22 protein-coding genes, 1 tRNA gene and 2 pseudogenes are annotated in these 23537 nt (G+C 63.6%); 10 read left to right on the top strand and 15 right to left on the bottom strand.

Annotation, left to right across the window (positions count from 1 at the left end):
- Positions 1 to 30: 30 nt before the first annotated feature.
- On the bottom strand, positions 31 to 1542 hold the full coding sequence (locus U4012_RS29510; protein ID WP_321802830.1) for a leucyl aminopeptidase: 1512 nt from the start codon (positions 1540 to 1542) through the stop codon (positions 31 to 33).
- Between the two features lie 122 nt (positions 1543 to 1664).
- Here U4012_RS29510 and lptF point away from each other — a divergent pair, with 122 nt between their 5' ends.
- The 3 genes from lptF to U4012_RS29495 are packed head-to-tail and all read left to right on the top strand — an operon-like array spanning position 1665 to position 4317.
- Complete coding sequence (gene lptF / locus U4012_RS29505) at positions 1665 to 2756, top strand: LPS export ABC transporter permease LptF (protein ID WP_044845625.1); 1092 nt, start codon at positions 1665 to 1667, stop codon at positions 2754 to 2756.
- Positions 2757 to 2759: 3 nt separating this feature from the next.
- On the top strand, positions 2760 to 3908 hold the full coding sequence (lptG, locus tag U4012_RS29500; RefSeq protein WP_321802827.1) for an LPS export ABC transporter permease LptG: 1149 nt from the start codon (positions 2760 to 2762) through the stop codon (positions 3906 to 3908).
- A 25-nt stretch (positions 3909 to 3933) separates the two neighbouring features.
- Positions 3934 to 4317 carry a sirohydrochlorin chelatase gene (locus U4012_RS29495; RefSeq protein ID WP_044845623.1) on the top strand — a complete coding sequence of 128 codons (384 nt, stop codon included), beginning with the start codon at positions 3934 to 3936 and terminating at the stop codon, positions 4315 to 4317.
- Positions 4318 to 4407: 90 nt separating this feature from the next.
- Here the strand turns inward: U4012_RS29495 and cobA are convergent, their stop codons facing one another.
- The 6 genes from cobA to U4012_RS29465 all read right to left on the bottom strand — a co-directional run bounded on the left by cobA (position 4408) and on the right by U4012_RS29465 (position 10610).
- Entirely contained in the window at positions 4408 to 5157 is a 750-nt protein-coding gene (gene cobA / locus U4012_RS29490) for a uroporphyrinogen-III C-methyltransferase (RefSeq protein WP_321802825.1), read from the bottom strand.
- An 88-nt stretch (positions 5158 to 5245) separates the two neighbouring features.
- Positions 5246 to 6562, bottom strand: coding sequence for a sulfate adenylyltransferase subunit 1 (locus U4012_RS29485; protein ID WP_321802823.1), 1317 nt, complete (start codon positions 6560 to 6562; stop codon positions 5246 to 5248).
- Between the two features lie 22 nt (positions 6563 to 6584).
- Positions 6585 to 7547: a sulfate adenylyltransferase subunit CysD gene (gene cysD, locus U4012_RS29480; protein WP_044845620.1), complete on the bottom strand. Its 963-nt coding sequence runs from the start codon at positions 7545 to 7547 to the stop codon at positions 6585 to 6587.
- 75 nt (positions 7548 to 7622) lie between these two features.
- Entirely contained in the window at positions 7623 to 8366 is a 744-nt protein-coding gene (locus U4012_RS29475) for a phosphoadenylyl-sulfate reductase (RefSeq protein ID WP_044845619.1), read from the bottom strand.
- Positions 8363 to 8905: a DUF934 domain-containing protein gene (locus U4012_RS29470; RefSeq protein ID WP_044845618.1), complete on the bottom strand. Its 543-nt coding sequence runs from the start codon at positions 8903 to 8905 to the stop codon at positions 8363 to 8365. Before U4012_RS29470 ends, U4012_RS29475 begins: the two co-directional genes overlap by 4 nt.
- A gap of 25 nt (positions 8906 to 8930) precedes the next feature.
- Complete coding sequence (locus U4012_RS29465; RefSeq protein ID WP_321802820.1) at positions 8931 to 10610, bottom strand: nitrite/sulfite reductase; 1680 nt, start codon at positions 10608 to 10610, stop codon at positions 8931 to 8933.
- 217 nt (positions 10611 to 10827) lie between these two features.
- Here U4012_RS29465 and U4012_RS29460 point away from each other — a divergent pair, with 217 nt between their 5' ends.
- The 7 genes and pseudogenes from U4012_RS29460 to U4012_RS29435 all read left to right on the top strand — a co-directional run bounded on the left by U4012_RS29460 (position 10828) and on the right by U4012_RS29435 (position 16260).
- The gene (locus U4012_RS29460) at positions 10828 to 11769 is read left to right on the top strand and encodes a CysB family HTH-type transcriptional regulator (RefSeq protein WP_009689198.1); all 942 of its coding nucleotides are present in this window, start codon (positions 10828 to 10830) and stop codon (positions 11767 to 11769) included.
- Positions 11770 to 11833: 64 nt separating this feature from the next.
- Positions 11834 to 12991 (top strand): ABC transporter substrate-binding protein, encoded by a 1158-nt coding sequence (locus U4012_RS29455; protein WP_124666010.1) that lies wholly within the window; start codon positions 11834 to 11836, stop codon positions 12989 to 12991.
- 105 nt (positions 12992 to 13096) lie between these two features.
- Positions 13097 to 13181: transfer RNA gene (locus tag U4012_RS29450), tRNA-Leu, on the top strand.
- Between the two features lie 84 nt (positions 13182 to 13265).
- Positions 13266 to 14660: a DUF6538 domain-containing protein gene (locus tag U4012_RS29445; protein ID WP_321802817.1), complete on the top strand. Its 1395-nt coding sequence runs from the start codon at positions 13266 to 13268 to the stop codon at positions 14658 to 14660.
- Between the two features lie 48 nt (positions 14661 to 14708).
- Positions 14709 to 14897, top strand: a pseudogene (locus U4012_RS36030) (IS256 family transposase); the annotation flags it as partial.
- A pseudogene (locus U4012_RS29440) lies at positions 14892 to 15035 on the top strand (IS256 family transposase); the annotation flags it as partial. The pseudogenes U4012_RS36030 and U4012_RS29440, both read left to right, overlap by 6 nt.
- 193 nt (positions 15036 to 15228) lie before the next feature.
- Entirely contained in the window at positions 15229 to 16260 is a 1032-nt protein-coding gene (locus U4012_RS29435) for a site-specific integrase (protein WP_321802815.1), read from the top strand.
- An 80-nt stretch (positions 16261 to 16340) separates the two neighbouring features.
- Here the strand turns inward: U4012_RS29435 and U4012_RS29430 are convergent, their stop codons facing one another.
- The 8 genes from U4012_RS29430 to U4012_RS29395 form a co-directional block, all read right to left on the bottom strand.
- On the bottom strand, positions 16341 to 17288 hold the full coding sequence (locus U4012_RS29430) for a hypothetical protein (protein WP_321802813.1): 948 nt from the start codon (positions 17286 to 17288) through the stop codon (positions 16341 to 16343).
- An 86-nt stretch (positions 17289 to 17374) separates the two neighbouring features.
- Positions 17375 to 18031 carry a hypothetical protein gene (locus U4012_RS29425; protein WP_321802811.1) on the bottom strand — a complete coding sequence of 219 codons (657 nt, stop codon included), beginning with the start codon at positions 18029 to 18031 and terminating at the stop codon, positions 17375 to 17377.
- On the bottom strand, positions 18028 to 18432 hold the full coding sequence (locus U4012_RS29420; RefSeq protein WP_321802809.1) for a hypothetical protein: 405 nt from the start codon (positions 18430 to 18432) through the stop codon (positions 18028 to 18030). Before U4012_RS29420 ends, U4012_RS29425 begins: the two co-directional genes overlap by 4 nt.
- A gap of 79 nt (positions 18433 to 18511) precedes the next feature.
- Complete coding sequence (locus tag U4012_RS29415; protein ID WP_321802806.1) at positions 18512 to 21382, bottom strand: glycoside hydrolase family protein; 2871 nt, start codon at positions 21380 to 21382, stop codon at positions 18512 to 18514.
- A gap of 111 nt (positions 21383 to 21493) precedes the next feature.
- Positions 21494 to 22021 (bottom strand): hypothetical protein, encoded by a 528-nt coding sequence (locus U4012_RS29410; RefSeq protein WP_321802805.1) that lies wholly within the window; start codon positions 22019 to 22021, stop codon positions 21494 to 21496.
- A 46-nt stretch (positions 22022 to 22067) separates the two neighbouring features.
- Entirely contained in the window at positions 22068 to 22445 is a 378-nt protein-coding gene (locus U4012_RS29405; protein WP_321802803.1) for a hypothetical protein, read from the bottom strand.
- A 545-nt stretch (positions 22446 to 22990) separates the two neighbouring features.
- Entirely contained in the window at positions 22991 to 23206 is a 216-nt protein-coding gene (locus U4012_RS29400) for a hypothetical protein (RefSeq protein ID WP_321802801.1), read from the bottom strand.
- 89 nt (positions 23207 to 23295) lie between these two features.
- Positions 23296 to 23520: a transcriptional regulator gene (locus tag U4012_RS29395; protein WP_154817390.1), complete on the bottom strand. Its 225-nt coding sequence runs from the start codon at positions 23518 to 23520 to the stop codon at positions 23296 to 23298.
- Between the last annotated feature and the right edge of the window lie 17 nt (positions 23521 to 23537).

The following is a 23537-nucleotide window of genomic DNA, read 5'->3' as shown; positions in this document are numbered from 1 at the left end:
CGCGTACCCGCATCGTCGTGAGACCTGCCATCACTGGCCGGCGCGGTCGATCAGGAACTGCGCGAGCAGCGGCACCGGACGGCCGGTCGCGCCCTTCGCCGCGCCACCCTTCCATGCGGTGCCGGCGATGTCCAGGTGCGCCCACGGATAGCTGTCGGTGAAGCGCGACAGGAAGCACGCCGCCGTCACGGCACCGGCCGGACGCCCGCCGATGTTCGCGATGTCCGCGAAATTCGACTTCAGCTGATCCTGGTACTCGTCGTCGAGCGGCATGCGCCATGCCGGATCGTTCGCTTCGCGCGATGCGTCGAGCAGTTCGCCCGCGAGTGCGTCGTCCTTCGAGAACAGGCCGCTGTTGTGGGCGCCGAGCGCGATCACGCAGGCGCCCGTGAGCGTCGCCACGTCGATCACCGCGGCCGGCTTGAAGCGCTCCGCATAAGTGAGCGCGTCGCACAGGATCAGGCGGCCCTCGGCGTCGGTGTTGAGCACCTCGATCGTCAGCCCCTTCATGCTCGTGACGATGTCGCCCGGCTTGGTCGCGTTGCCGCCCGGCATGTTCTCGCAGGTCGGCACGATCGCGACGACGTTGATCTTCAGGCCCATTTCGGCGACCGCACGCATCGTGCCGAGCACCGAACCCGCGCCGCACATGTCGTACTTCATCTCGTCCATGCCCTCGCCCGGCTTCAGCGAGATGCCGCCCGTGTCGAACGTGATGCCCTTGCCGACCAGCACGACCGGTGCGGCCTTCGCGGCGGCGCCCTGGTAGTGCAGCACGATGAACTGCGGCGGCTCGACCGACGCGCGCGCGACCGACAGGAACGAGCCCATCTTGAGCGCCTGGATCTGCTTCAGGCCGAGCACCTCGACCTTCAGACCCCAATCCTTCGCGATCTTCTTCGCGGCGTTGCCGAGATAGGTCGGCGTGCACACGTTGCCCGGCAGGTTGCCGAGGTCGCGCGTGAGATCCATCCCGTTCGCCAGCGCGACGGCCTGCTTGACCGCCAGCTTCGCGGCCTTCTCATCGGCCGGATCGACGCTGAACACGACGCGTTTGAGCGTGTGCGACGCCGGTTCCGGCTTGCTCTTCATCTGCGTGAAGCGGTAGGTCTCGTTGCGCAGCGCGAGAATCGCCGCACGCACACCCCAGTCGGAGCTGCGCTCGTCGACCGGCAGCTGCGCGAGCGAGAACGTGACCTGGCCGACCTTGGTCGCGAGCAGCGCGCGCCATGCGGCCGTCACTGCGTCGTTGTAGGCTTTCTGATTGAAAGCATCCTGCTTGCCGAGGCCGACGAGCAGCACGCGCGATGCGCCGATGCCCGACACTTCGTGCAGGAACAGCGTCTTGCCGCGCTTGCCGTCCATGTCGCCGGCCTTCACCACGCGCGAGATCAGCCCCTTGGTGGCCGTGTCGATGTCGAGCGCCGCGCCCGAGAGAGTCTGCGCCTCGAAGATGCCGAGCACGATGCAGTCGGACTTCCCGGTCAGGAACCCCTTGGCCTCGCCTTTGCTCCAATCACAGCCTTTTATGCTAAAGTCCATCGCGCTTGTCCTCGGATAAAATCTGGGCTAAGGATGAAAGCCGCAATTATCCGCTATTTTTCCCGTGGCGGCGCGAGCGCTCCACCACGCGTGCGCAGCCTCCCGCCCTCTTCTCATCAAGAATGATCTTCGAACGCTCCCTCCAGCGCGAGCTTGCGTATACGGCTGGCGCCGTGTTCATGGTGCTGCTCACGATCATGCTCACGACGATGATGATCCGCATCGTCGGCTATGCCGCGTCCGGCGAAATCGATCCGCGCGACGTGCTCGTGCTGATCGGCCTGACCGTGATCGGCTACCTCGCCGTGATGCTCGTCGTCACGCTGTTCGTGTCGATCCTGTTCGTGCTGACCCGGTGGTACCGGGACTCCGAAATGGTGGTCTGGCTTGCATCCGGCGTGAGCCTCACGCGCCTGATCAAGCCGATCGGCGTGTTCGCCACGCCGATCGTCCTGCTGATCGCGTTCTTCGCGTTCGTCGGCTGGCCGTGGTCGAACCAGCAGAGCAAGATGATCAAGGCGCGCTTCCAGCAGCGCGACGAGATCTCGCTGCTCGCGCCGGGCCAATTCCGCGAATCGGCCTCGAACCATCGCGTGTTCTTCATCGAGAAGATGTCGCCGGACCAGAGCAAGGTGCAGAACGTGTTCGTCACGTCGACCGAGAACGGCAAGGTCAACGTCGTCGTGTCGCACACCGGCCACACGGAAACGAAGGACGGCGATCGCTTCGTCGTACTGGAAGACGGCCGCCGCTACGACGGCACGCCCGGCCAGCCGAACTTCAAGATCATGGAGTTCCAGCGCTACGGCGTGAAGATCACGAGCACTCCGGTCACCAACGTGCCGACCACCAACAGCACGCCGACACCGGACCTGCTGCGCAACCCGACGCGCGACAACCTCGCGGAATTCGCGTGGCGCGCGGGGCTGCCGCTGATCGCGATCAACCTGATGGTGCTCGGCATTCCGCTGTCGTACCAGAACCCGCGCCGCAGCCGCACGATCAACCTCGTGATGGCCGTGCTGATCTACCTGACGTACTCGAACCTGCTGAACGTCGTGCAGGCGCAGATCGAGCAGGGCAAGATGTCGTTCGGCGTCGGCCTCGTCGGCCTGCACCTGGTCGTCGCGGCGATCGTCGCGTTCATCTTCTGGTTGCGCGTGCGCAATCGTCCGCTGTTTACACGCGCGCTGTTCGGCCGCTCGGGAGCATGATCGATGCGGCTCTATGAAAAATACTTCGCGCGGCAGATCTACGTCACGTTCATCTTCATCCTGTTCGCGTTCTCGGGCCTGTTCTTCTTCTTCGACCTGATCAGCGAACTGAACTCGGTCGGGCACGGCAACTACAAGTTCGGCTACGCGGTGCTGCGCGTCGCGCTGCAGACCCCGTCGCGCTTCTACGAGATCATCCCGGTCGCCGCGCTGATCAGCGCGATCTACGTGTTCGCGCAGATGGCCGCGAACTCGGAATTCACGATCTTCCGCGTGTCGGGCCTCGCGACCAACCAGGCGCTGCGCTCGCTGCTGAAGATCGGCGTCCCGCTCGTCATCATCACCTACCTGATCGGCGAATTCGTCGGCCCGTACGCCGACCAGCTGTCCGAACGCGTGCGGCTGCAGGCGCTCGGCGCGTCGGTGTCGTCGAACTTCCAGTCGGGCGTATGGGTGAAGGACACGCTCGCGGCCCGCGAGAACGGCGAGCAGGTCACGCGCTTCGTAAACGTCGGCAGCCTGTCGCCCGACTCGACGATCAGCAACGTGCGCATCTACGAGTTCGACTCGAAATTCCAGCTGCAGAACGTGCGGATCGCGCAGACGGGCCGCTACGAGCCGCCCGGCCACTGGCTGCTCAAGGGCGTCACGGAAACCGAACTGACGCCGATCAAGCCGGTCGGCGGTGCACCGGCCGACGCGCTGAACCCCGTGTACCGGTCGCAACAGGTGACGCTGCCCGAATACCGGCTGCGCTCGGACCTGACGCCGCAGATCCTGTCGGTGCTGCTCGTGTCGCCGGAACGGATGTCGCTCATCAACCTGTTCCGCTACATCCAGCACTTGCGCGAAAACCAGCAGGACACGCAGCGCTACGACATCGCGCTGTGGCGCAAGCTGCTCTACCCGTTCGCGGTGTTCGTGATGCTGGTGCTGTCGCTGCCGTTCGCGTACCTGCACACGCGAGCCGGCGTGGTCGGCGTGAAGGTGTTCGGCGGCATCATGCTCGGCATGAGCTTCCAGCTGCTCAACACGCTGTTCTCGCACATCGGCACGCTGAACACGTGGCCCGCGCCGCTGACCGCGGCGACGCCGGGCCTCATCTATCTCGCGCTCGGCCTGTTCGCGCTCAAGTGGGTCGACCGGCACTGAGCGCGGTCACGACGGAGGCTTCGACATGAGTTCGCACGGCATCGTCCTGTTCGGCCACGGCGCACGCGATCCGCGCTGGGCCGAGCCGTTCGAACGGCTCGCCGCGCGGCTGCGCGGGGCCGGCTCCCCTGCTCCGCACGTGTCGCTCGCGTTTCTCGAACTGATGACGCCATCGCTCGATACGGCCGTCGCCGCGCAAGTCGCGGCCGGCTGCACGCGCATCACCGTGGTGCCCGTGTTCTTCGGTCAGGGCGGGCATGTCCGCCGCGACCTGCCGCAGCTCGTCGATGCATGCCGGGCCACGCATCCGGGCGTCGAGATCCGTTGCGCGACGGCCGTCGGGGAAGACGACGGCGTGCTCGATGCGATCGCGCGCTACTGCATCGACCAGCTCGGCCGCGACGCGTAAGCGAATCGCTGGCCGAAGCTGCGAGCCCAAACGAAAAAGCGCCGGCTTCGGAAGCCGGCGCTTTTTTTTCCTGCGGATCGCACGTTCGACTCAGGCCGCATCCTGCAACGCAGCGCCCTCTTTCGCGTGCCGCACGCGTTCGGCGAACGCATCGCCGATCATCAGCAGGCTCGGCTCCGCCGGGTCGAGCCACGCCTGCGCGCCGCCCGCCGCCATCTGCCCGAGCGTCAGCGTCAGCGTGCGCTCGCGCGCGGTGCTGCAAGCCTCGACGATCGCCACCGGCGTCGCGCTCGCACGGCCCGCGTCGATCAGTTCCTGCGCGATGCCCGGCGCGCTGTCGCGGCCCATGTAGTAGACGATCGAATCGGCGCGCGCGGCCTCGCGAATCTCGTCGCTGCCCGGTGCGCGGCTGTGCGTCGCGAACGCGACGCTGCGCGACACGCCGCGCAACGTCAGCGAGCGCTTCAGCGTCGCCGCGCCGGCCAGCGCCGCGGTGATGCCCGGCACGACCTCGAAATCGATGCCCGCCGCTTCGAGCGCGCGCATTTCCTCTTCGGCGCGACCGAACAGCATCGGGTCGCCGCCCTTCAGGCGCACCACGCACACGTGCTCGCGCGCCGCATCGACGATCTGCTTGTTGATGAAATGCTGCGCGGTCGAACGCTGCCCGCAACGCTTGCCGACCGCGATCTTCCGCGCGTTCGGTGCGTAGTCGAGCATCGCCGGCTCGACGAGCGCGTCGTGCAGCACGACGTCGGCTTGCTCGAGCAGCCGCATGCCGCGCACCGTGATGAGGTCCGCGGCGCCCGGCCCTGCTCCGATCAGATATACCTTGCCCATGTTTGTCGCTTCACTTGGGGTCCTGCTCGTGCGGACGGCGGCCGGCCCGCGCCGCCGCCAGGGCGGCGCTGACCGCCGGTTAAGCCCGTTACGCCGAGAACGCCCGAATCATGCCGGCGGCGACCGTGTGGTGCGTCGCCTCGTCGATCAGCACGAACGCGCCCGTGCCCGGGTGCGCATCGTAGGTGTCGCAGACGATCGGCTTCTGCAGCGTCAGCGCGACGCGGCCGATGTCGTTCATCTTCAGTTCCTGGCGGTCGGTCGCGTGCGACAGCGTATGCACGTCGAGCACTTCCTTGACCGCGCCGATCTTCGCGAACACCGTGCTCGTGGTCTGCTTCAGCAGGTACTTGCGCTGCGGCGACAGCGGCGTCTCGTCGAACCAGCACAGGTCCGCCTCGAGCTTCTTCGCCGGCGCGACCGTCTCGGCGGTCGTGACGAACATGTCGCCGCGCGACACGTCGACGTCTTCCGCGAGGCGAATCGTCACCGTCTGGCCCGCGAACGCGTGCGCGACCGCCGCCGTGCCGCCCGGCACCGGCGCGATGATCTCGGCGATCGTCGCAGTGCGGTTCGACGGCAGCACGACGATTTCGTCACCGACCTTCACCTCGCCCGATTCGATCCGGCCCATGTAGCCGCGGAAATCGTCGGCCGAGCTGCCGTCCTGGCGTGCGACCCACTGCACCGGGAAGCGCAGCGCGTCATGCGCCTGCGTCTCGACCGGCAGCGATTCGAGCACGTCGAGCAGCGGTTCGCCCGCGTACCACGGCATGCGCTCGCTCGCGCCGACGATGTTGTCGCCCTTCAGCGCCGACACCGGCACGAAACGCACGTCCTTCAGGCCGAGCTGCTTCGCGAGCGCGACGTACGCGTCGCGGATCTCGTTGAAGCGCGCTTCGCTGTAGTCGATCAGGTCCATCTTGTTGATCGCGACGATCACGTGCTGCAGCGCGAGCAGCTTCACGATCGCGCTGTGGCGCTTCGTTTGCGGCAGCAGTTCCGCGACGCCGTTCTCGATCGTCACGCGCGTCGCGTCGACCAGGATGATCGCCGCATGCGCGGTCGATGCGCCCGTCACCATGTTGCGCGTGTACTGCTCGTGGCCCGGCGTGTCGGCGATGATGAACTTGCGCTTCGCGGTCGCGAAATAGCGGTAGGCGACGTCGATCGTGATGCCCTGCTCGCGCTCGGCTTCGAGCCCGTCCGTCAGCAGCGCGAGGTCGATCTCGTCGCCGACCGTGCGCTTGTTCTTCGCGCGCGACAGCGCGGACAGCTGGTCGGACAGCACGGCCTTGCTGTCGTACAGCAGGCGGCCGATCAGCGTGCTCTTGCCGTCGTCGACGCTGCCCGCGGTGATGAAACGCAACACGCCGAGGTCTTCGGTGTTCTCGATGATGCTCATGATGTGAATGTCCTCGTGTGCTTCAGAAATAACCTTGCTTCTTGCGCTGTTCCATCGCGGCTTCGGATGCCTGGTCGTCCATCCGGGTCGCGCCGCGTTCGGTGATCTCGGTCACCGCCGTCTCGGCGATGATCTTCTCGACGTCGTCCGCGTCGCTCTCGACCGGGCACGTGCAGCTGATGTCGCCGACCGTGCGGAAGCGCACCTGCGCGAGTTCGCTCGTCTCGCCGTCACGCATCGGCGTGAGCGGCGTGACCGGCACGAGCAGCCCGTTGCGGCGCACGATCTCGCGCTGGTGCGCGTAGTAGATCGACGGCAGTTCGAGGTTCTCGCGCGCGATGTACTGCCACACGTCGAGTTCCGTCCAGTTCGAGATCGGGAACACGCGCAGGTGCTCGCCGTTGTGCAGGCGTGCGTTGTACAGGCTCCACAGTTCCGGGCGCTGCGCCTTCGGATCCCACTGGCCGAATTCGTCGCGGAACGAGAAGATCCGCTCCTTCGCGCGCGCCTTCTCTTCGTCGCGGCGCGCGCCGCCGATCAGCGCCGTGTAGCCGTGCTGTTCGATCGTCTCGAGCAGCGTGACGGCCTGTGCGGCGTTGCGCGAATCGGTTTCGCGGCGCAGCACGACGGTGCCGCGCTTGATCGAATCCTCGACGTGGCCGACCACCAGTTCGGCGCCGAGCTCCTGCGCGCGGCGGTCGCGGAAGTCGATCACTTCCTCGTAGTTGTGCCCCGTGTCGATGTGCACGAGCGGGAACGGCAGCGTCGTCTTGCGGTTCGCGCCGAGGCCGAACGCCTTCAGCGCGAGGTGCAGCACGACGACCGAGTCCTTGCCGCCCGAGAACAACAGCGCCGGCTTGCTGCATTCGGCAACGAGTTCGCGCAGGATGTGGATCGACTCGGCTTCGAGCCAGTCGAGGTGGCCCATGCGGTCGTCGGCACCGGTGGGCGGGGCAAAGGCGGATTGCTCGAGCGTCGTGCTCATGATTTCAGTCCTTCTCTTCTGGGTTCGTGCCGCCCGCTGTCGCGGGCGGCGCAATATTCGGTTTCTTGTCGGCTTTCAGTGCGCGGCGCCGGCTTCGGCGTTCGCGGGAATCGGCGTGATCGTGATGTGCAGCCCGCATTCCTTCGTGTCGCGCGACTCCCACCACCAGCGGCCCGCCCGGCTGTCCTCGCCGGGGCGGATCGCGCGCGTACACGGCTCGCAGCCGATGCTCGGATAGCCGCGCGCGTGCAGCGGATTGACCGGCACGTCGAACGCCTTCAGGTACGCCCACACGTCGGCTTCCGTCCAGTCGGCGAGCGGGTTGTACTTCGCGATCCCGCGCGCTTCGTCCTGTTCTTCCTCGTGCAGCTCCGCACGCGTGACCGACTGCTCGCGACGCTGGCCCGTGACCCACGCGCCGACGTCGGCCAGCGCGCGGTTCAGCGGCTCGACCTTGCGGATGTGGCAGCACGACTTGCGCAGCTCGACGCTTTCGTAGAAGGCGTTCAGGCCGTGCTCGGCGACGTACTGGTCGACCGCGTCCTGCTGCGGATGAAACTGCTCGATCTCGTAGCCGTAGCGCTCGCGCACGCGGTCGATCATGCCCAGCGTTTCCGCATGCAGGCGGCCGGTGTTCAGCGAGAAGATGCCGATCGACACGCCCTTCGACAGGATCGCGTGCGTGAGCAGCATGTCTTCCGCGGCGAGGCTGCTCGCGAACTTCACCTTCTCGTGGCGCGCACCGATCTGCGCGAGCAGCGCGTCGAGGCGCTCGACCTTTGCGGCCAGTTCGGGCGTCAGTGCGGTCGCGGCGCTCATGCGCTCACCTTCGCGTCGGCCGCGGCCGCGCGGCGGCGGAACAGCGGCGCCGGCTCGTCGAATGCGCCCTGGTAACGCTGCGTGAATTCGCCGAACGCGTTCAGTGCATCGTGGATGTCCTTGTCGGCACGCACCGCGAACGCGTCGAAGCCGCAACGCGACATGTACAGCAGCTGGTCGCGCAGCACGTCGCCGATCGCGCGCAGCTCGCCGGTCCAGCCGTGGCGCTCGCGCAGCAGGCGCGCGATGCTGTAGCCGCGGCCGTCCGCGAAGCGCGGGAAATCGACGGCGATCAGCGAGATCGCACCGAAGTCGGCCACGAGGTCGGCCGGCTCGCTGTCCGGCGCGAGCCACACGCCGAGTTCGTCCTTCGTCTTCGCGGCGACGAGCGCCGCGCGCTCGGCCTGCCACAGGGTGAACGGCACCAGCACCTTGCCGGCCGGCAATGCGTCGACCGCGGGCAGCGCACCGTCTTCCGCCGCGCGCACGACCTGCCATGCGTCGTCGATCACTGCGCGGTTCTTGATAATCGAAGCCATCTGCAAATTCCTTCTACCCGGTTGGTTACGCGTTGACTGCCTGGCGCGCCGCATACACGCGCTCCTTGAACGGAGCGATGCCGATGCGGTCGTACGTGTCGATGAAGCGCTCGCCGTCGATGCGTGCCTCGACGAACGTGTCGATCAGCTTCGCGATCACGCCCGGCACTTCTTCCGCGGAGAACGACGGCCCGATCACGCGGCCGAGGCGCGCGCCGTTGCGGCCCGTGCCCTGCTCGCCGCCGAGCGACACCTGGTACCACTCGGCACCGTCCTTGTCGACGCCGAGGATGCCGATGTTGCCCACGTGATGATGACCGCACGAGTTCATGCAACCGGAAATGTTCAGCGACAGGTCGCCGAGATCGTACACGTAGTCCAGATCGTCGAAACGCTGCTGGATCGCCAGCGCGATCGGGATCGACTTCGCGTTCGCGAGCGAGCAGAAATCGCCGCCCGGGCACGCGATGATGTCGGTCAGCAGGCCGACGTTCGGCGTCGCGAAGCTGGCCGCCTTCGCCTTTTCCCACACCGTGAACAGGTCGCGCTTCTTCACGTTCGCGAGGATCAGGTTCTGCTCGTGCGACACGCGCAGTTCGCCAAGCGAGTACGCGTCTGCCCAGTCGGCCACCAGGTCCATCTGCGCGTCGGTCGCGTCGCCCGGGGCGACGCGGTGGTCCTTCAGCGACAGCGTGACCGCGGCATAGCCCGGCACCTTGTGCGGCGCGACGTTGCGCTCGACCCAGCGCGCGAACGCCTTGTTCTCGAGCAGGTGCTGTTCGAACGACGCGTCGGTGTCGGCCAGCTTCTCGTAGACGGGCGGCTGGAAGTACTGCGACACGCGGTCGACTTCCGCCTGCGTGAGCGTCGACGGGCCGTCCTTCAGATGCTGCCACTCTTCCTCGACCTGCTGCGCGAACTTCGCGGGCGACAGCGCCTTCACGAGGATCTTGATACGCGCCTTGTACAGGTTGTCGCGGCGGCCGTAGCGGTTGTATACGCGCAGGACGGCTTCGCAATAGGTGAGCAGGTGCTGCCACGGCAGGTCTTCCTTGATCACCGCGCCGATGATCGGCGTACGGCCGAGGCCGCCGCCCGCGAGGATGCTCGCGACCACCTCGCCCTGCGCGTTCTTCTTCAGGTACACGCCGAGATCGTGGATCTGCACGGCCGCGCGGTCGTGCGTCGAGCCCGACACCGCGATCTTGAACTTGCGCGGCAGCCACGCGAATTCGGGATGGAACGTCGACCACTGGCGCAGGATTTCCGACCACGGACGCGGATCGATCTCCTCGTCCTGGGCGACGCCCGCGAACTGGTCCGCCGTGATGTTGCGGATGCAGTTGCCCGAGGTCTGGATGCCGTGCATCTGCACCGACGCGAGCTTCGCGAGGATCTCCGGCGTTTCCTCGAGCTGGATCCAGTTGAACTGGATGTTCGAGCGGGTCGAGAAGTGGCCGTAGCCGCGGTCGTGTTCGCGGGCGATGCGCGCCAGCATCCGCAGTTGGTCACTGCGCAGGTTGCCGTACGGAATCGCGATGCGGTGCATGTATGCGTGGCGCTGCATGTACAGGCCGTTCTGCAGGCGCAGCGGACGGAATTCTTCTTCGCTCAACTCGCCCGACAGCCGGCGGCGCACCTGATCGCGGTACTGCGCGACACGCTCGTCGACGATCGTCTGGTCGTATTGGTCGTACTGATACATTCGGGGACCCCAGGGGTTTTCGTGGTGACCGCGCGACGTCCTAGCCACGTCGCGCCCGAATCTCCGTTCCGCCGCCATCGCCGGCCTTGCGCGGCCCGGCTGGATTGCTAATGACGAAAACAGATATCCATATTTGAAAAACTCCGGTGAATCGTAATAAACTCGCCTTATATTTCAAACGACTAAAAAATTCTGTTGATATGCGGAAGGGTTATAAATGAACCTGCACCAATTTCGCTTCGTGCGCGAGGCCGTCCGGCAGAATTTCAACCTCACCGAGGCCGCCAAGGCGCTCTACACGTCGCAACCGGGGGTGTCGAAGGCGATCATCGAGCTCGAGGACGAGCTCGGCGTGGAGATCTTCACGCGGCACGGCAAGCGCGTGCGCTCGCTCACCGAGCCGGGCAGGATCATCCTCGCATCGGTCGAGCGGATCCTGCAGGAAGTTGAAAGCCTCAAAAGGGTCGGAAAAGATTACGCGGCGCAGGATCAGGGCAACCTGACGATCGCCGCCACCCACACGCAGGCCCGCTACTCGCTGCCGGCCGCGATCGCCGAGTTCAAGAAGCGCTTCCCGAAGGTGCACCTGTCGATCCTGCAGGGCAGCCCGACGCAGGTCGCCGAGATGGTGATCCACGATCAGGCCGATCTCGCGATCGCGACCGAGGCGATCGCCGACTACAAGGAACTCGTGTCGCTGCCCTGCTTCCAGTGGCATCACGCGGCCGTGGTGCCGGCCGACCATCCGCTGCTCGAACGCAAGCCGGTCACGCTGGACGATCTCGCGCAGTACCCGCTGATCACGTACGACGACGCGTTCGCCGGCCGCAAGAAGATCAATCATGCGTTCGCGCTGCGCGGGCTGTCGCCGGACATCGTGCTGGAAGCGATCGACGCCGACGTGATCAAGACGTACGTCGAACTCGGCCTGGGCGTCGGGATCATGGCCGACATCGCATTCAACCCGGAGCGCGACCGCAACCTGCGGCTGATTCCGGTCGGCCACCTGTTCGGCAGCAACGTGACGCGTGTCGCGCTCAAGCAGGGCGCCTATCTGCGCAGCTATGTGTATACGCTCGTCGAGCTGCTGTCGCCGACGCTGAACCGCAAGCTGATCGAGCAGGCGCTCAAGGGCGAATCCGAATCGTACGAGCTTTGACGGTCAGGTATAACGACAGGGGCGCAAATCGCGCCCCTTTTTATTGCCCGACGGAGATTTCCGCATGACGCTTCCCGCCCTGTTGCGCCGCGCCGCCGGCGCCGCCCTCGTGCTCGCCTGCGCGGCCGCGCATGCCGACCTGAAGGTCGGCGTCGACCTGTCGTCGACCGGCCCGGCCGCCGCGATCGGCATCACCAGCAAGAACGCGATCCTGATGTGGCCGAAGACGATCGCCGGGCAGCCGGTGCAGGTGACGGTGCTCGACGACGCGTCCGACCCGGGCGCGGCCGTGCGCAACATCCGCAAGCTGGTCGACGAGGATCGCGTCGACGTCGTGGTCGGGCCGAACATCACGCCGGCCGCGCTCGCGGCGCTCGACGCGGTGGCCGCCGCCCAGACGCCGATGATCACGCTGGTCGGCTCCGGCGCGATCGTCGAGCCGCAGGAAGGCGCGCGGACCTGGGCATTCAAGATGGCGCAGAGCGACAGCGCGATGGCCGACGTGATGACGCGCTACATGGCCAACCACGGCGTGAAGACGGTCGGCTTCATCGGCTTCGCGGACAGCTATGGCGACAGCTGGCTGAACGAATTCACGCGCTTCGCGGAAGTCCGCAAGATCCGCGTGATCGCGACGGAACGCTTCAACCGCACCGACGCGAGCGTCACCGGCCAGGCACTGAAGCTGATCGCCGCGAAGCCCGACGCGATCCTGATCGCCGGCTCGGGCACGCCGGCCGTGCTGCCGCAACGCACGCTGATCGAGCGCGGCTACAAGGGCGCGATCTACCAGACGCACGGGATCGCCACGCCGGAGTTCATCAAGCTCGGCGGCAAGGACGTCGACGGGACGCTGTTCCCGACCCAGCCGGTGGTCGTCGCGCGCACGCTGCCTGCCGATCATCCGGCCCGCAAGGCCGCGCTCGCGTTCGTCGATGCGTATGAAGCGAAATACGGCGCCGGCACGGTCACCCAGTTCGCGGGCGACGCGGCGGGCGTGTACCCGCGCCTCGCCGACGCGGTCGGCCGCGCGCTCAAGGCCGCGCAGCCCGGCACGCCGGGCTTCCGCGCGGCGCTGCGGCGCGAACTCGAACGCGCGCACGAACTCGTCGTGCCGAACGGTGTCGTCAACACCAGCGACAAGGATCACGTGGGGCTCGATCAGCGCGCGAGCGTGATGGGGATCGTGAAGCAGGGCCGATTCGTCTATCTGAGCCAGTAACGCACGGGCGGTCGCCGGACAGCTTGCCCGGTGCCCCGTTTTCCGCCATAATCCGCGTTTCGCCGCGCACAATCCGTACGAATCACATGCGCGGCCAGGATCAAAGCCCAGGTGGTGAAATTGGTAGACGCAGGGGACTCAAAATCCCCCGCCGCAAGGCGTGCCGGTTCGATTCCGGCCCTGGGCACCATCAAGTTCCTTCAAAGCCTTATCCAGTAAGGCCCTCCAGTAATTCCCGGCGTGTTTCTGTGGTAACTTCTGTGGTTACCATCCTATGAAGCTACGCCTAGGCGCGCTCACCTTCACCTTGAAGAACAGCTATCTGCGCGGGGACATCTACTATTTCCAGCGCCCTATCCCCCGCGACCTCCACCACCACTACGGTAAGAAAACCGTAAAGATTAACCTCAAGACTTCCGACGTTGGCCAAGCGGCGCACATGATTGACGCCCTCAACAAGCGGTATGAGGAAGAGTGGCGGATGCTGCGGGCTGATCCTGAATCGTCCCTGAAAGCCACCAGGAAGCACGCTGAGGCGTTTCTAGCATCCTGGGGCATCGTTCCCAGCGCGGAGCGGGACGAGACCACGGAGATGGCCGTACAGCTCTTCCACGACCACCTTGAGAAGAAACGCACAGCCCACGCTGACGGTGATGAACAGGTATACCGGGAAGCCAGCGGGGCGGAATACCTAACGGCGGTGGAGTCCACGGCTGCGCAGATGGTGGCCGGGACCTTAGCGGATTCGCTCAGCGATGCCCTGGAGTTGTACATCAGCCACCACAAGAAGCGTGACGACGAGAAGTTCACGGGGTTCTCTCGGGCTGCGTTCAAGACCCTGACCGATGTTGTTGGTGATAAACCGTTTGCCAAGGCCACGCGGGAAGACGCCCGCAAGTACGTTGACAGCCAAATCGCCACCGGCCTGAAGACTGGGACAGTGCGCCGCCGCATCAGCACTATCAGCGCGGTCTTTGCCTCCTACATCAGGGAAAAAGAACTGATGCGGACGAACCCCTTTGAGTCCCTTCAGATTGCTGGTGAAGGCAAGGACACGAAAGCCAGGGTCCCATTCACTCCCGGCGAGCTCTCTGCTGTACAAGCCAAGTGTGTGGAGATGGACGATGACATCCGATGGTTGGTCGCGCTGCTGTCAGACACAGGCGCACGAATCGCGGAGGTCACTGGCCTCACGCTGGGGGAGATTGTGCTGGATGGCCCGGTGCCGCACATCGTCATCAAGGAACAACCTTGGAGAACCGTAAAGGGTGGCGCTGGTGGGCCGAGTGAGCGGGAGGTCCCCCTCCTTGGTCATTCTCTATGGGCAGCCCGACGAGTGAAGGCATCCGCGAAGCCGGGGCAGAAGTTCGCCTTCCCCCGCTACACCTCAGACGCCAAGGGGTGCAACGCTGACAGTGCATCGGCCACCGTTGCGGGCTGGCTGCGGGCAAACAAGTGGGAGCACACGGCCCATGAATTCCGGCATACGATGGCTGACCGCCTTCGCGATGTTGGATGCCCTACGGAGGTTCGCCATTCGATTGGCGGATGGGCAACCAAGGGCGAAGCTGCGGGGTACGGCAAGGGGTACAGCCTTCCCATCAAGCGCGAATGGTTAGGTAAGGCACTGCATCAGGAGCCTATCCGAAACTTTGTGTGCGAGGCATAAACTGGCGACCAAGGAGCCACTTTTATGCCACGCAAACGCAAGGAAGAAGTGACGATTGAACCGGGCAAGGGCTTGAACCTGGACCCGGAACTGATCAAGCAACTGGTGCCCGGAACGCTGGACCGGGCGACGATCAACGAGCAGCTTGCCGCGCTCAAGAAGGCGATCTTCGGGCGGGCGCTGGGCGGCGAACTGACCCACCATCTCGGCTACGAGAAGGGCGATGCCAAGCCGTCGGACGAGGCCGCACTCAAACTGATCTGGCTGGCGCTGCGCAACGTCGTTGCCAAGTGGACCGGCTCCCGACACGATTGGAAGAGCGCGATGACCCAGTTCGCGCTGCTTTACCCAGAGCGCTTTAGTATCGGAATCTGAGTTTTAACCCGCCTCACACACGGAATTCCGGATACCTCCTGCATCAGACGCGCGCGGGTAATCCACTCTCACATGACGTGCCCTAGTGGAACGCTCAATAGAACTGACGGTTTTCCACTATACCCAAGGGGCTTACGCAAGCCCCCAGCCCATTGCTATCGTGAGCCCCAGATAACCCATGTGAGGGGCAGCAATGGAGCACATCATCAAACTCCCTAGCGGGCGCTTCCAGGCCGGCATTTACTATCCGAACGGCAAAGTAAAAACTCGGACCTTCGACACCTATGACGAGGCCGAGCAGTGGTTACGACTCCACCTCCCGCGCATGAGTGGACATGCAGCGCGCGACGAGCGACGACAAAAACAAAGGGCGCATGTCGCTTTCGTCCCGCCTCCAGCTCCACGCCGTGACCTCACGGTAAGGGAAGCCATTGAGAGGTACGCAAAGGAAGTAACGCCCCACAAGAAGAGCGCGCACACCGAGATGGGCGTCATCAGACGGTGGCTCAGACATCCCCTTGCCGACCGCCTCCTTTACAGTATCCGTGGGGCTGACTTGACCGCGTACATGAATCAGCGCCTAGCACAGGGGATCAAAATCGCCACCATACGCACCGAGATTGCGTTTGTCTCACACCTATACGAAGTGGCGCGCGCTGACTGGGGCTATGAAGACGTTGTGAACCCCAGGAAGGCCATGAGACGAATGAAGCAGGGCAACGTTAGAGACCGCCGCCTGAGGTCGGGAGAGTACGCCAGAATCATCGACTGGTGCGAACGGGCCGGAGACCATTGGCTAAAGGTTGCCGTAATCGTCGCGGTCGAAACTGCGATGAGGCGCGGGGAAATAACCACGCTCACGTGGCAGAACCTGGACCTCGATGGCCAACTCGCATATCTCCCCGATACGAAGAATGGAGAGCCCCGCACGGTCCCCCTATCCAGCGCGGCGGTTGCGGCCCTCCGCACGCTCCCAAGGAATCCGGACCGGTATGTTTTCGACATCCTCAAAGGGAGCATAGCGCGGCGCTTCAAGAAGGCCCGTATAGCCTGCGACATGGAGGACTTCACATTCCATGACTTCCGTCACGAGGCCGTCTCTCGTCTATTTGAGAAGGGATTCAACATGGTGGAGGCCCGAACCATCAGCGGGCACAAGACGCTTCAGATGCTCAATCGATACACGCATCTGGACCCTAGGAGCTTGCTGGGACGGCTTGGCTAGGGTGTCCCATTGGGACAGCTCCTGCTGTCCCAAACCATGCTCCTATATGGGACACCTGAAGCCCGTCCCACGGGGCTCCGCTAGAACTCCCACGAGTCCCGCTCAGTGGCCTCTTCAGGGCTCAGCCGACGAACATCCAGAGCCTGCCCAGTGGCCTCCTGGAAGAACTGTTCGAATGCCTTCAGCACGATGTCCGGCTGAGCCTGTACCACCTTCCCAAACTTGACGGCCATCCCACGAACCACGCCGTCAATTGCTTTCTGCTCCAGGGCCTCAGCGGCCATCTTCTCCACCTCCGTATCGTTGGCTTGCCACTCGGACAGCTTGCGCCACTGCGGCGCACTCTCGCGGATATACCCTACGTCCAGCTCATCTCCTTCAGCGGCAGCCATGCGGCGCAACCGCTCCCGGACTGCGGGCACCTGTTGGCTCATTCGGCTTACGGTGGACTTAGGGACGTTGAATCGTTGCTCCAGGTCCCGCGCGCTGCCGGATACCTCGCCTGCCAGCAGCATCAACCAGAATGCCTGATAGCGCTCAGCCTGGGTCATGTTCAGGTGCTCACGGGAATTGATGTGCAGGGCGAATGCACGCGCCTCCGCCTCTGTCGCTCCAGTGAACCGCTGCCCCCATACGTTAGCCTCCGGGCGCACCTCAGCGGCCTCATACGCCTCCATCCGATGGTGGCCGTCGATCACCCACAAGGGGCCATCCGATACCGCTGGGTCCTGCCAATAGACCACGGGGTCTAGTGGGTCTCCCCGCTCCACTACCTCCTTCAATGAAGCGCTGACCGCTGCTGATTCCTGCTTCTTGAGGATGCCCTGGACATACTTGTTACTGTTGTGGTCCCGCACCTGAAACCGCCCCTCATCCACCTTCAGGCTGCCGAGCGGAACCCGATGGGGAGCCGTCAGGAGGGCGTGGGTCAGCCCTAGCGGCCCTCCCAATTTCCCTGACTGTTTTGACTTGTGCGGCCCTACCCCTGCTGCATCACTCAATGCATACCTCTCTGTGTTGCTGCTCATGACTGGTCATTCGGCGTGAAGGCTCCAATTGGCTGGGCGCCATTCGTTGCGCGCGCATCTTTCCTTGAACTTCAGCCGAATCTTGACTAGCCTGCTACCGGCAGGCTACGCAGCGACAGCCGTTCACGAAGCGCCCCGCGTCGCTGAATACATTCTTCGATGGTCTGTTCGAGCTTGGCCAGGACGGCCGGCTGATTAGCCGCCAGCGCTGCCCGCTCTGCTTCCCGCTTATCCCTCGCCACCTTGCGCGCCTTCTCCCGTGCTTTCTTCTGCTGTGGCGTGAGTGGCTGTTTGGTCAACGCCTTGGTCAGCCTTCCGTCCTTCTTGAGCTGCACGATGAGTTCCTGACCGGCGGGTGTGACGTACACCGTATGACCTCGCCCCACCTTGACGCTGCGGAACCATTCCACATCGCCCGCCCTCCGGGAGCGCTGCTGATAGCGGCCAGCTCGGTGGGTCATCAGATCCGCTGCTACAAGGTCCTTAAAGATGGCCACACTGTTTAGCCCGCCGAGACTCCGAACGAATGCGCCGATTTCCGGGAGGTCCGGTGGTGCGGTATCGATGTGTGAGTCGCCCTGGTCATCGTGCGAACGCTCTTTCGCGGAGACCTCAGGCCGAACCTCAGTCTCTACCGGCCTGCCACCGTTCGCTAAGCAAGCGTGTTGCGCGGCCAGTGCCTGAGCCTTTACCGCAGCCAGCTCGTCATCGCCCTCCCAAGGAAGCAATCCATCGTTACTCACGCGCCCTCCTTCGCGTGCCCGCTTCGCACGATGAACGCCACATGACCCAGGCCCTCCAACACCGCGAGTTCCTTGGCCAGTTCCTGCCGATCAAATCCAGCCAGCTCTAGGAACTCATCAGAGATGCCCGTGTGCTCCCCGAACCCCGCCACCTGAAGCTCATCCCGATGCTTCTCCCAGCCAGGGAAGCCCCACGCCCACCGCGCCGCGCCTTCACGTTTCGCGATGGCCACGGGCGGATGACTGCGGATGATTGATGCGAGCTCGAAGGGGCTCTGAGCTCGGATGGTCGTGCCATCATCGTTAAAGACTGCTGCCCCATCCTTGGCCATAGCCACGACCGCCAGCAGCGGCGCAAGGGCTCCATCGAGAGCCATGAGGGTTTCGTTACGTTGGTTCATAGGTTTCCTGAGGTAGAAAAAGAAAAGCCGCCCTCACCATCACTGGCGGGGCGGCTTGGGGCGGAACGGATGAACATCTCTACTTCGCGGTTCGCTTTGCTTCCGCGAGTCCTTGTGTCCAGGCTGAGATACCGTTAATCATCAGAGAACGGAGATTGTTCCGGCGCTGGTCTTCGCGGCGGGTACCATCGTCGGCCAAGTAGGTGACCTTCAGCGCGTCGTTAAAGCCCGCGATGTCCTTGCGAGCGAGAGCCCCAATGGCCTTTTGGAATTGACCCACATCTCCGACCTGATACGCCACATCAGTCAATGCGGCACGCTGGCCCGCACTGATCGTGTACCAAAGCCCAGGACGCGCAGCGTCTACAGCTTGCTTAGCGCGCTGCTCGTAACGCGGTAGCGACACCTCCAGGAGCCGCGCGGCCTGCTCAGGGGTAATCTGAACGGTGCCCGCCTTGATACCGTCGATGCGGTCGGTGGGAATGCCAGCGCGGCGGAAGTCTTCCCCGATGGTTGCATCATTCGCCCTGAGGCTGTAACCGTAGCCGATATTCAAGCCGGCCTTAGGGTTCGGGTCAGGTGTTGCCTTCAGTACCAGCCCTTCGCCCATCGCAGTAAGCGAAGCTGCCAAACTGGTGGATTCGAGCGGATTGAGTCGGTTGACGCTGAAGAGGAAATCTTCGGCCTGCTTCACCTGAATCTTCGAGCCTTGGCCGGTGAGGCGTGAACCTGACAGCCCCGCAAAGCTCGCGGGCGTAGTCGGGAAGTTGAAGACGTTGCTCAGTGCGCCGTTGAATGCACCGTCACGGACCTTGCTGATTTGGCCGCGCATGACATCATTAATCTGGTTCAGGTTCGTGGCCTTCGCCAACAGCTCAGAGTTATCAATGAGGTCTTGCGAAGTGGCCGTGCCGTTACCCAGCTTCTGCTTCAGTACGGACATCGCTGCGCGCTCGTCAGGGGACAGGAGTTTGGTCGATGCGGTCTCCTGCATGATCTGATCGAACGTCACGTTTCCAAGTCCGTGGACAGGGTTCCCGTTGATAAACGCCACCAGCGTATATTGGCCATCCTTGCTGTACACAAGGCCCGGACTAACTTCATCACCGTACTTTTTCCGCGCCTTGTCTAGGTAGTTTTGCATGGCCTCCTGGGTTTGCTCACTCGCCCTGTTCGGGGGGACCTGCACATCAATCTTGTTCACTGGGTCGTAGACAAAATTTGACTGCACATGCTGCTGAATCCAGTCCTTTGCTTGGTCGGAGGTGGCGTTCGGGTTACGCAAGTAATAGTCGCGGAGCTCAAGCTGTGCCCAAGAACTGAGCCGCTCAGTGTTCTGCGGTGTCCCACCGAATAAACGCCCGATGAGCGGGATATGTTGAATCAGGCTGGTGGTGACCCCAGACACATCGCTTGTGACCTTCTTTTGCCACTCCGGATCACTGGTGATTTTTTGCGCAAGCTTCTGCGCCTCTGGAGAAATTGCCCGATACGCCGTCTCATAAGCCGTATCATCGGAAACACCGGCTTCCCGCTGTTTCGTGTATGACCGGAACAGGTCACTAGCTTTCTCATCAAAGTAGAGCCCTTTGATTTGATCGGGGAGGCCGCTGTACATAGCAGCAGCTAAACGGAACTGACTCGAAGGCTGGCCGTCTTTCGGGGGTACTGCATTAACTGTTCCGTCGATGAGGGCCTTCAGTTTGCTGTTCGCGATGTCACTGCGCCCTGAGCGGCCCGTGATGTCCACGATGGACTTGATTGCTTGTTGCACCTGAGGGAGTTGCGAGGGGTCCCCCGCAACCTTCCCAGAAGCAACCTGCATGAGAACGCCCACATCAGGCTGCTGAACGGTGTCCAGAGCCGCCTGAGCGTCTTTCTTGTCGAGCGCCCACGCCGTACCAGTGCCAACCGACTGGACCGCCTGGACGTTTTGCTGGGCAGCGTCAGCCATGCTCTGGAGCCGTCGATACTCGCCCAGCGCAGCGCTTGCGCTCTTGAACTGGTTCAGCGGGCCGATGCGGTTCACGAAGTCATTGATGTCAGGTTGCTTGCCCTGACTCGCTGCCTCTTCATCCGCCACGGTCCTCTTGAAGAAGTCCGTTTGCTGCGCCTGTTCGATGCGCTGGTTCTGCTCTTCGAGAGCCCGATGCTGGAGGCGAGTGGCCTCCGATTGAATCTTCGGGTTCATCTGCTGGAGCGTCAGGCCCGTGTGCGGGTCCTTGAACTGAGTGAACAGGTCGAACAGTTCCGGCCGGCCGCCAGCTTGCGAGGACAAGTTGTTGATCTTGTCCAGGAGCATGTCAGCCATCTCCGGGCGGGTCATCATGCCCATCTGACCGCGCATCGGTTCAAGCGTCTGCTGAACCCCATCCCACATCTGCTGGAGGCTCTTGGTCGGGTCCAGGACACCATCAGCGACCGCAGAGAAGTTGCCGAACGCGGTTTCCTTCAGGCGCTGGAACTGCACCTGAGCGTAGTCCTTGCGGACACTATCGGCCGTCGTAGCAACGCTCTTGGATACCTGGTCGACAATCGCCGGGTCCGTGAGGCCAGCCGTGTGCTGCGCTACCTGCTCGTGGAGGAACTTCTCCGGGTCGAACCCGTCCTGGTTCTTGTGCTCCTGGTAGGCGCTCAGGATGTCCGACTGAACCTGATTGCCAATCTTCAGGCCCACCGCGTTGCGATAGCCCTGAGCGAACGTATCGTTGAACGCAGGGTCCACGCGGGAGTCAGCAGACGGAGGCGGAACCTTGATGCCCCCGGTTTGCGCATCGATGAGTCCAGCGTCACTGAGCTGACCCGCTGAGGTTCCCGCTTTGAAGGCCTGTGTGGCGTCCTTCTGGTTCTCCAGGTTGACGTAGTGATCCAGAGCCGGGTTGAACGCCCTGAGGCCGTCGATAAGGCCATTGAGCGTGGCATCCTGAGCGGGAGCCTGGTAGGTGTCCACCGGCCGCTCTTGGGGCTGGAAGGTGACCTGACGCTGGCCAGGGTCTCCCTGACCGCGCTGGGTGATTTGCTGAGTGGTGTTCGGTGATTGAGACATGGTGGTGTGAGGTTGTCAGGTCGATGACCCAGGCATCTTGAAACCGTATGCGTTCGAGCCGGGAACTCCGCCCGTAACACGGTCCTTGATGGATTGCTGGGACGTGTATGCATTGAGGGCACCGCCCGCAATCTGAAGACCTGTACCAATGAGGCTCGGCTGTTGGATGCTGGCTGTTCGTGAAACTGCTTGTGCGTAGCTACCGCTGAGCTGGTTGACCATCTGTCGCTGCTGCGAAGACGAGTTGGCCTGCATGGCCGCGATGTCCTGGCCAGCGTTGAAGTTGGCTTCGTTACCTACGCGGTCGTTACTTCCCCCGCCGTTGATCCCAGAGTCAGCAGCCAGCGCCTGGAGATGACCCGTTTCGATCATCGCTTGGCGAGCTCGCTCAGACATCTGCTCGGCTGCTGCCTGGTTCTGCTGGGTCATCTCGTTGCGGGTCTGCGTAACCTGAGAGTCGTAAGCGGCTTGAGCGGCGTCGCTCTGGCGCTTCGCTGCTTGGCTCTGGCTCACGTAGCTGGCTGCCGCAGTAGCGGCACTCATGGCCATGCTCGCGATGGTCATCGTGGTGAGGCTGAGGCTTGTGGGCTCACACACGGCGCGGCACCTCATAGAAGAAACGGAAGCTTCCCGGAGGCCCTTGGTCAGGTGCGACATCGCCAATGACAAAGCCCAGGTGTTCCAGCATCGTCATTGCCTCCGCGTTGTTCGAAGCCACGGTGTTGGCCAGCGGCACATCAGCCGCACGAACGCTATCGAGCCAAGCGCGCGCATGCGACAGAAGCTCGCGGGTGTGACCTGTAACAGCAGCGGAACAGCGCATCCACGGCACGTTGGCCATCGGATAGCGAACGAGACCAAACACGGCCTCAATCTGGCCATCGATCAGTAGCGCCCAGGACTCATCTGATACCCGGACAGATTCCGCAAGACGCGTCTCAGGCGAACCGGCCCAGGTCAGCGCCATCTCAGCGATGTCCGACTGGCGCAGCTTAGGGGCCAGCTCAGTGGCATCTTCGGGAGTCGCAGGGCGGTACGTGATGCGGCCGGATGGAGAAACCGGTGGCCAGCCGGATTGAGGTGTGGAGGGAGTCATAGAGGGTCCTTATGGTGGGCGTAGGATGGACGCGACCAGCCCTGCCCGGTGGGCATGGAAGCGAGAAGTGCGGAGGTTCAAAAAACAGGTGTGCTCAGACTCGCTCAGAAACACCCAGGCGGGCTGCTTGCGAGAGTCAGGGTTTAGGCCCTGCCATGCCGCGCCCCTTCAGCGTGTAGGGCGAGAGTGTGGGTTTAGCTCACGTGCGGGTTTAAGCCTGCGAATCCCCGCACCGCCCCATCAGGCAAGGACTAGAGCGGCGCGTAGAGCGAGAGTCGGGGGATAGACGGGCGAACCGCCCGGAAACCCTTACCCGGCTTACGATTCAGCCGAATGGAAACAAAAAAGCGCCAGCCGTTGCCGGGAGGCGCTTCTAGAGACGCTGCTGGCTGACCTATCAGCCGTGCTCAGGGTGCTCAGGCGGGTGAGCTGGAGACCAACCAGCGACGCATCACCAGCGCCTCCCAGGTGCGGGCTTCAGAGTCTCGGGAGGCTTCCAACAGGCGGGGCTTACGGTTGCGCTCAACGTAGTCACGGAGCAGCAGGAATTCTCGGGAGCCGATGCGGATGGACGCGGTGCCCTGGTCGATGCTGAGGGAGAAACGGCGGGTGCTGATGGTGATCTGGAACATGCAAAACACTCCTGGGAGCAAGTGCGCTTGGCGGTCTGCTTCGCGTCACGGGAAACTCATAATACATACACTGTATGTATATCGTCAACTCATGCGCGCGGCCCGTAATCAGGATGCTCACCCAGCTTGACCAGCAACAGCTCCCACGCTGCCAGTGGCATTGGCCGGTGATTCGAACTGCCCTCAGGCGCGCTCCAGGCATGCCAAGCGGTGATTGATGCGTGAACTAGCTGGGCAGCTTCCCCGCGCGTTAGGCCGTGCCGCTTGATGGTCTCTCGAAGTTGCTCAGGGCTAGGCTTGGTGATTTCGGTCATGGCGTTTTTCCGGTTCG

It is taken from the genome of Burkholderia sp. BCC1988, from assembly GCF_905339895.1.
GTDB lineage: Bacteria > Pseudomonadota > Gammaproteobacteria > Burkholderiales > Burkholderiaceae > Burkholderia.
This window is presented reverse-complemented; position numbering and strand designations above follow the sequence as displayed.

Excerpts from the sequence above, each read along its gene's own strand:
- U4012_RS29510 (WP_321802830.1), bottom strand. The coding sequence starts at position 1,542 with ATGGACTTTAGCATAAAAGGCTGTGATTGGAGCAAAGGCGAGGCCAAG.
- lptF (WP_044845625.1), top strand. The coding sequence starts at position 1,665 with ATGATCTTCGAACGCTCCCTCCAGCGCGAGCTTGCGTATACGGCTGGC.
- lptG (WP_321802827.1), top strand. The coding sequence starts at position 2,760 with ATGCGGCTCTATGAAAAATACTTCGCGCGGCAGATCTACGTCACGTTC.
- U4012_RS29495 (WP_044845623.1), top strand. The coding sequence starts at position 3,934 with ATGAGTTCGCACGGCATCGTCCTGTTCGGCCACGGCGCACGCGATCCG.
- cobA (WP_321802825.1), bottom strand. The coding sequence starts at position 5,157 with ATGGGCAAGGTATATCTGATCGGAGCAGGGCCGGGCGCCGCGGACCTC.
- U4012_RS29485 (WP_321802823.1), bottom strand. The coding sequence starts at position 6,562 with ATGAGCATCATCGAGAACACCGAAGACCTCGGCGTGTTGCGTTTCATC.
- cysD (WP_044845620.1), bottom strand. The coding sequence starts at position 7,547 with ATGAGCACGACGCTCGAGCAATCCGCCTTTGCCCCGCCCACCGGTGCC.
- U4012_RS29475 (WP_044845619.1), bottom strand. The coding sequence starts at position 8,366 with ATGAGCGCCGCGACCGCACTGACGCCCGAACTGGCCGCAAAGGTCGAG.
- U4012_RS29470 (WP_044845618.1), bottom strand. The coding sequence starts at position 8,905 with ATGGCTTCGATTATCAAGAACCGCGCAGTGATCGACGACGCATGGCAG.
- U4012_RS29465 (WP_321802820.1), bottom strand. The coding sequence starts at position 10,610 with ATGTATCAGTACGACCAATACGACCAGACGATCGTCGACGAGCGTGTC.
- U4012_RS29460 (WP_009689198.1), top strand. The coding sequence starts at position 10,828 with ATGAACCTGCACCAATTTCGCTTCGTGCGCGAGGCCGTCCGGCAGAAT.
- U4012_RS29455 (WP_124666010.1), top strand. The coding sequence starts at position 11,834 with ATGACGCTTCCCGCCCTGTTGCGCCGCGCCGCCGGCGCCGCCCTCGTG.
- U4012_RS29445 (WP_321802817.1), top strand. The coding sequence starts at position 13,266 with ATGAAGCTACGCCTAGGCGCGCTCACCTTCACCTTGAAGAACAGCTAT.
- U4012_RS29435 (WP_321802815.1), top strand. The coding sequence starts at position 15,229 with ATGGAGCACATCATCAAACTCCCTAGCGGGCGCTTCCAGGCCGGCATT.
- U4012_RS29430 (WP_321802813.1), bottom strand. The coding sequence starts at position 17,288 with ATGAGCAGCAACACAGAGAGGTATGCATTGAGTGATGCAGCAGGGGTA.
- U4012_RS29420 (WP_321802809.1), bottom strand. The coding sequence starts at position 18,432 with ATGAACCAACGTAACGAAACCCTCATGGCTCTCGATGGAGCCCTTGCG.
- U4012_RS29410 (WP_321802805.1), bottom strand. The coding sequence starts at position 22,021 with ATGAGTGCCGCTACTGCGGCAGCCAGCTACGTGAGCCAGAGCCAAGCA.
- U4012_RS29405 (WP_321802803.1), bottom strand. The coding sequence starts at position 22,445 with ATGGCGCTGACCTGGGCCGGTTCGCCTGAGACGCGTCTTGCGGAATCT.
- U4012_RS29400 (WP_321802801.1), bottom strand. The coding sequence starts at position 23,206 with ATGTTCCAGATCACCATCAGCACCCGCCGTTTCTCCCTCAGCATCGAC.
- U4012_RS29395 (WP_154817390.1), bottom strand. The coding sequence starts at position 23,520 with ATGACCGAAATCACCAAGCCTAGCCCTGAGCAACTTCGAGAGACCATC.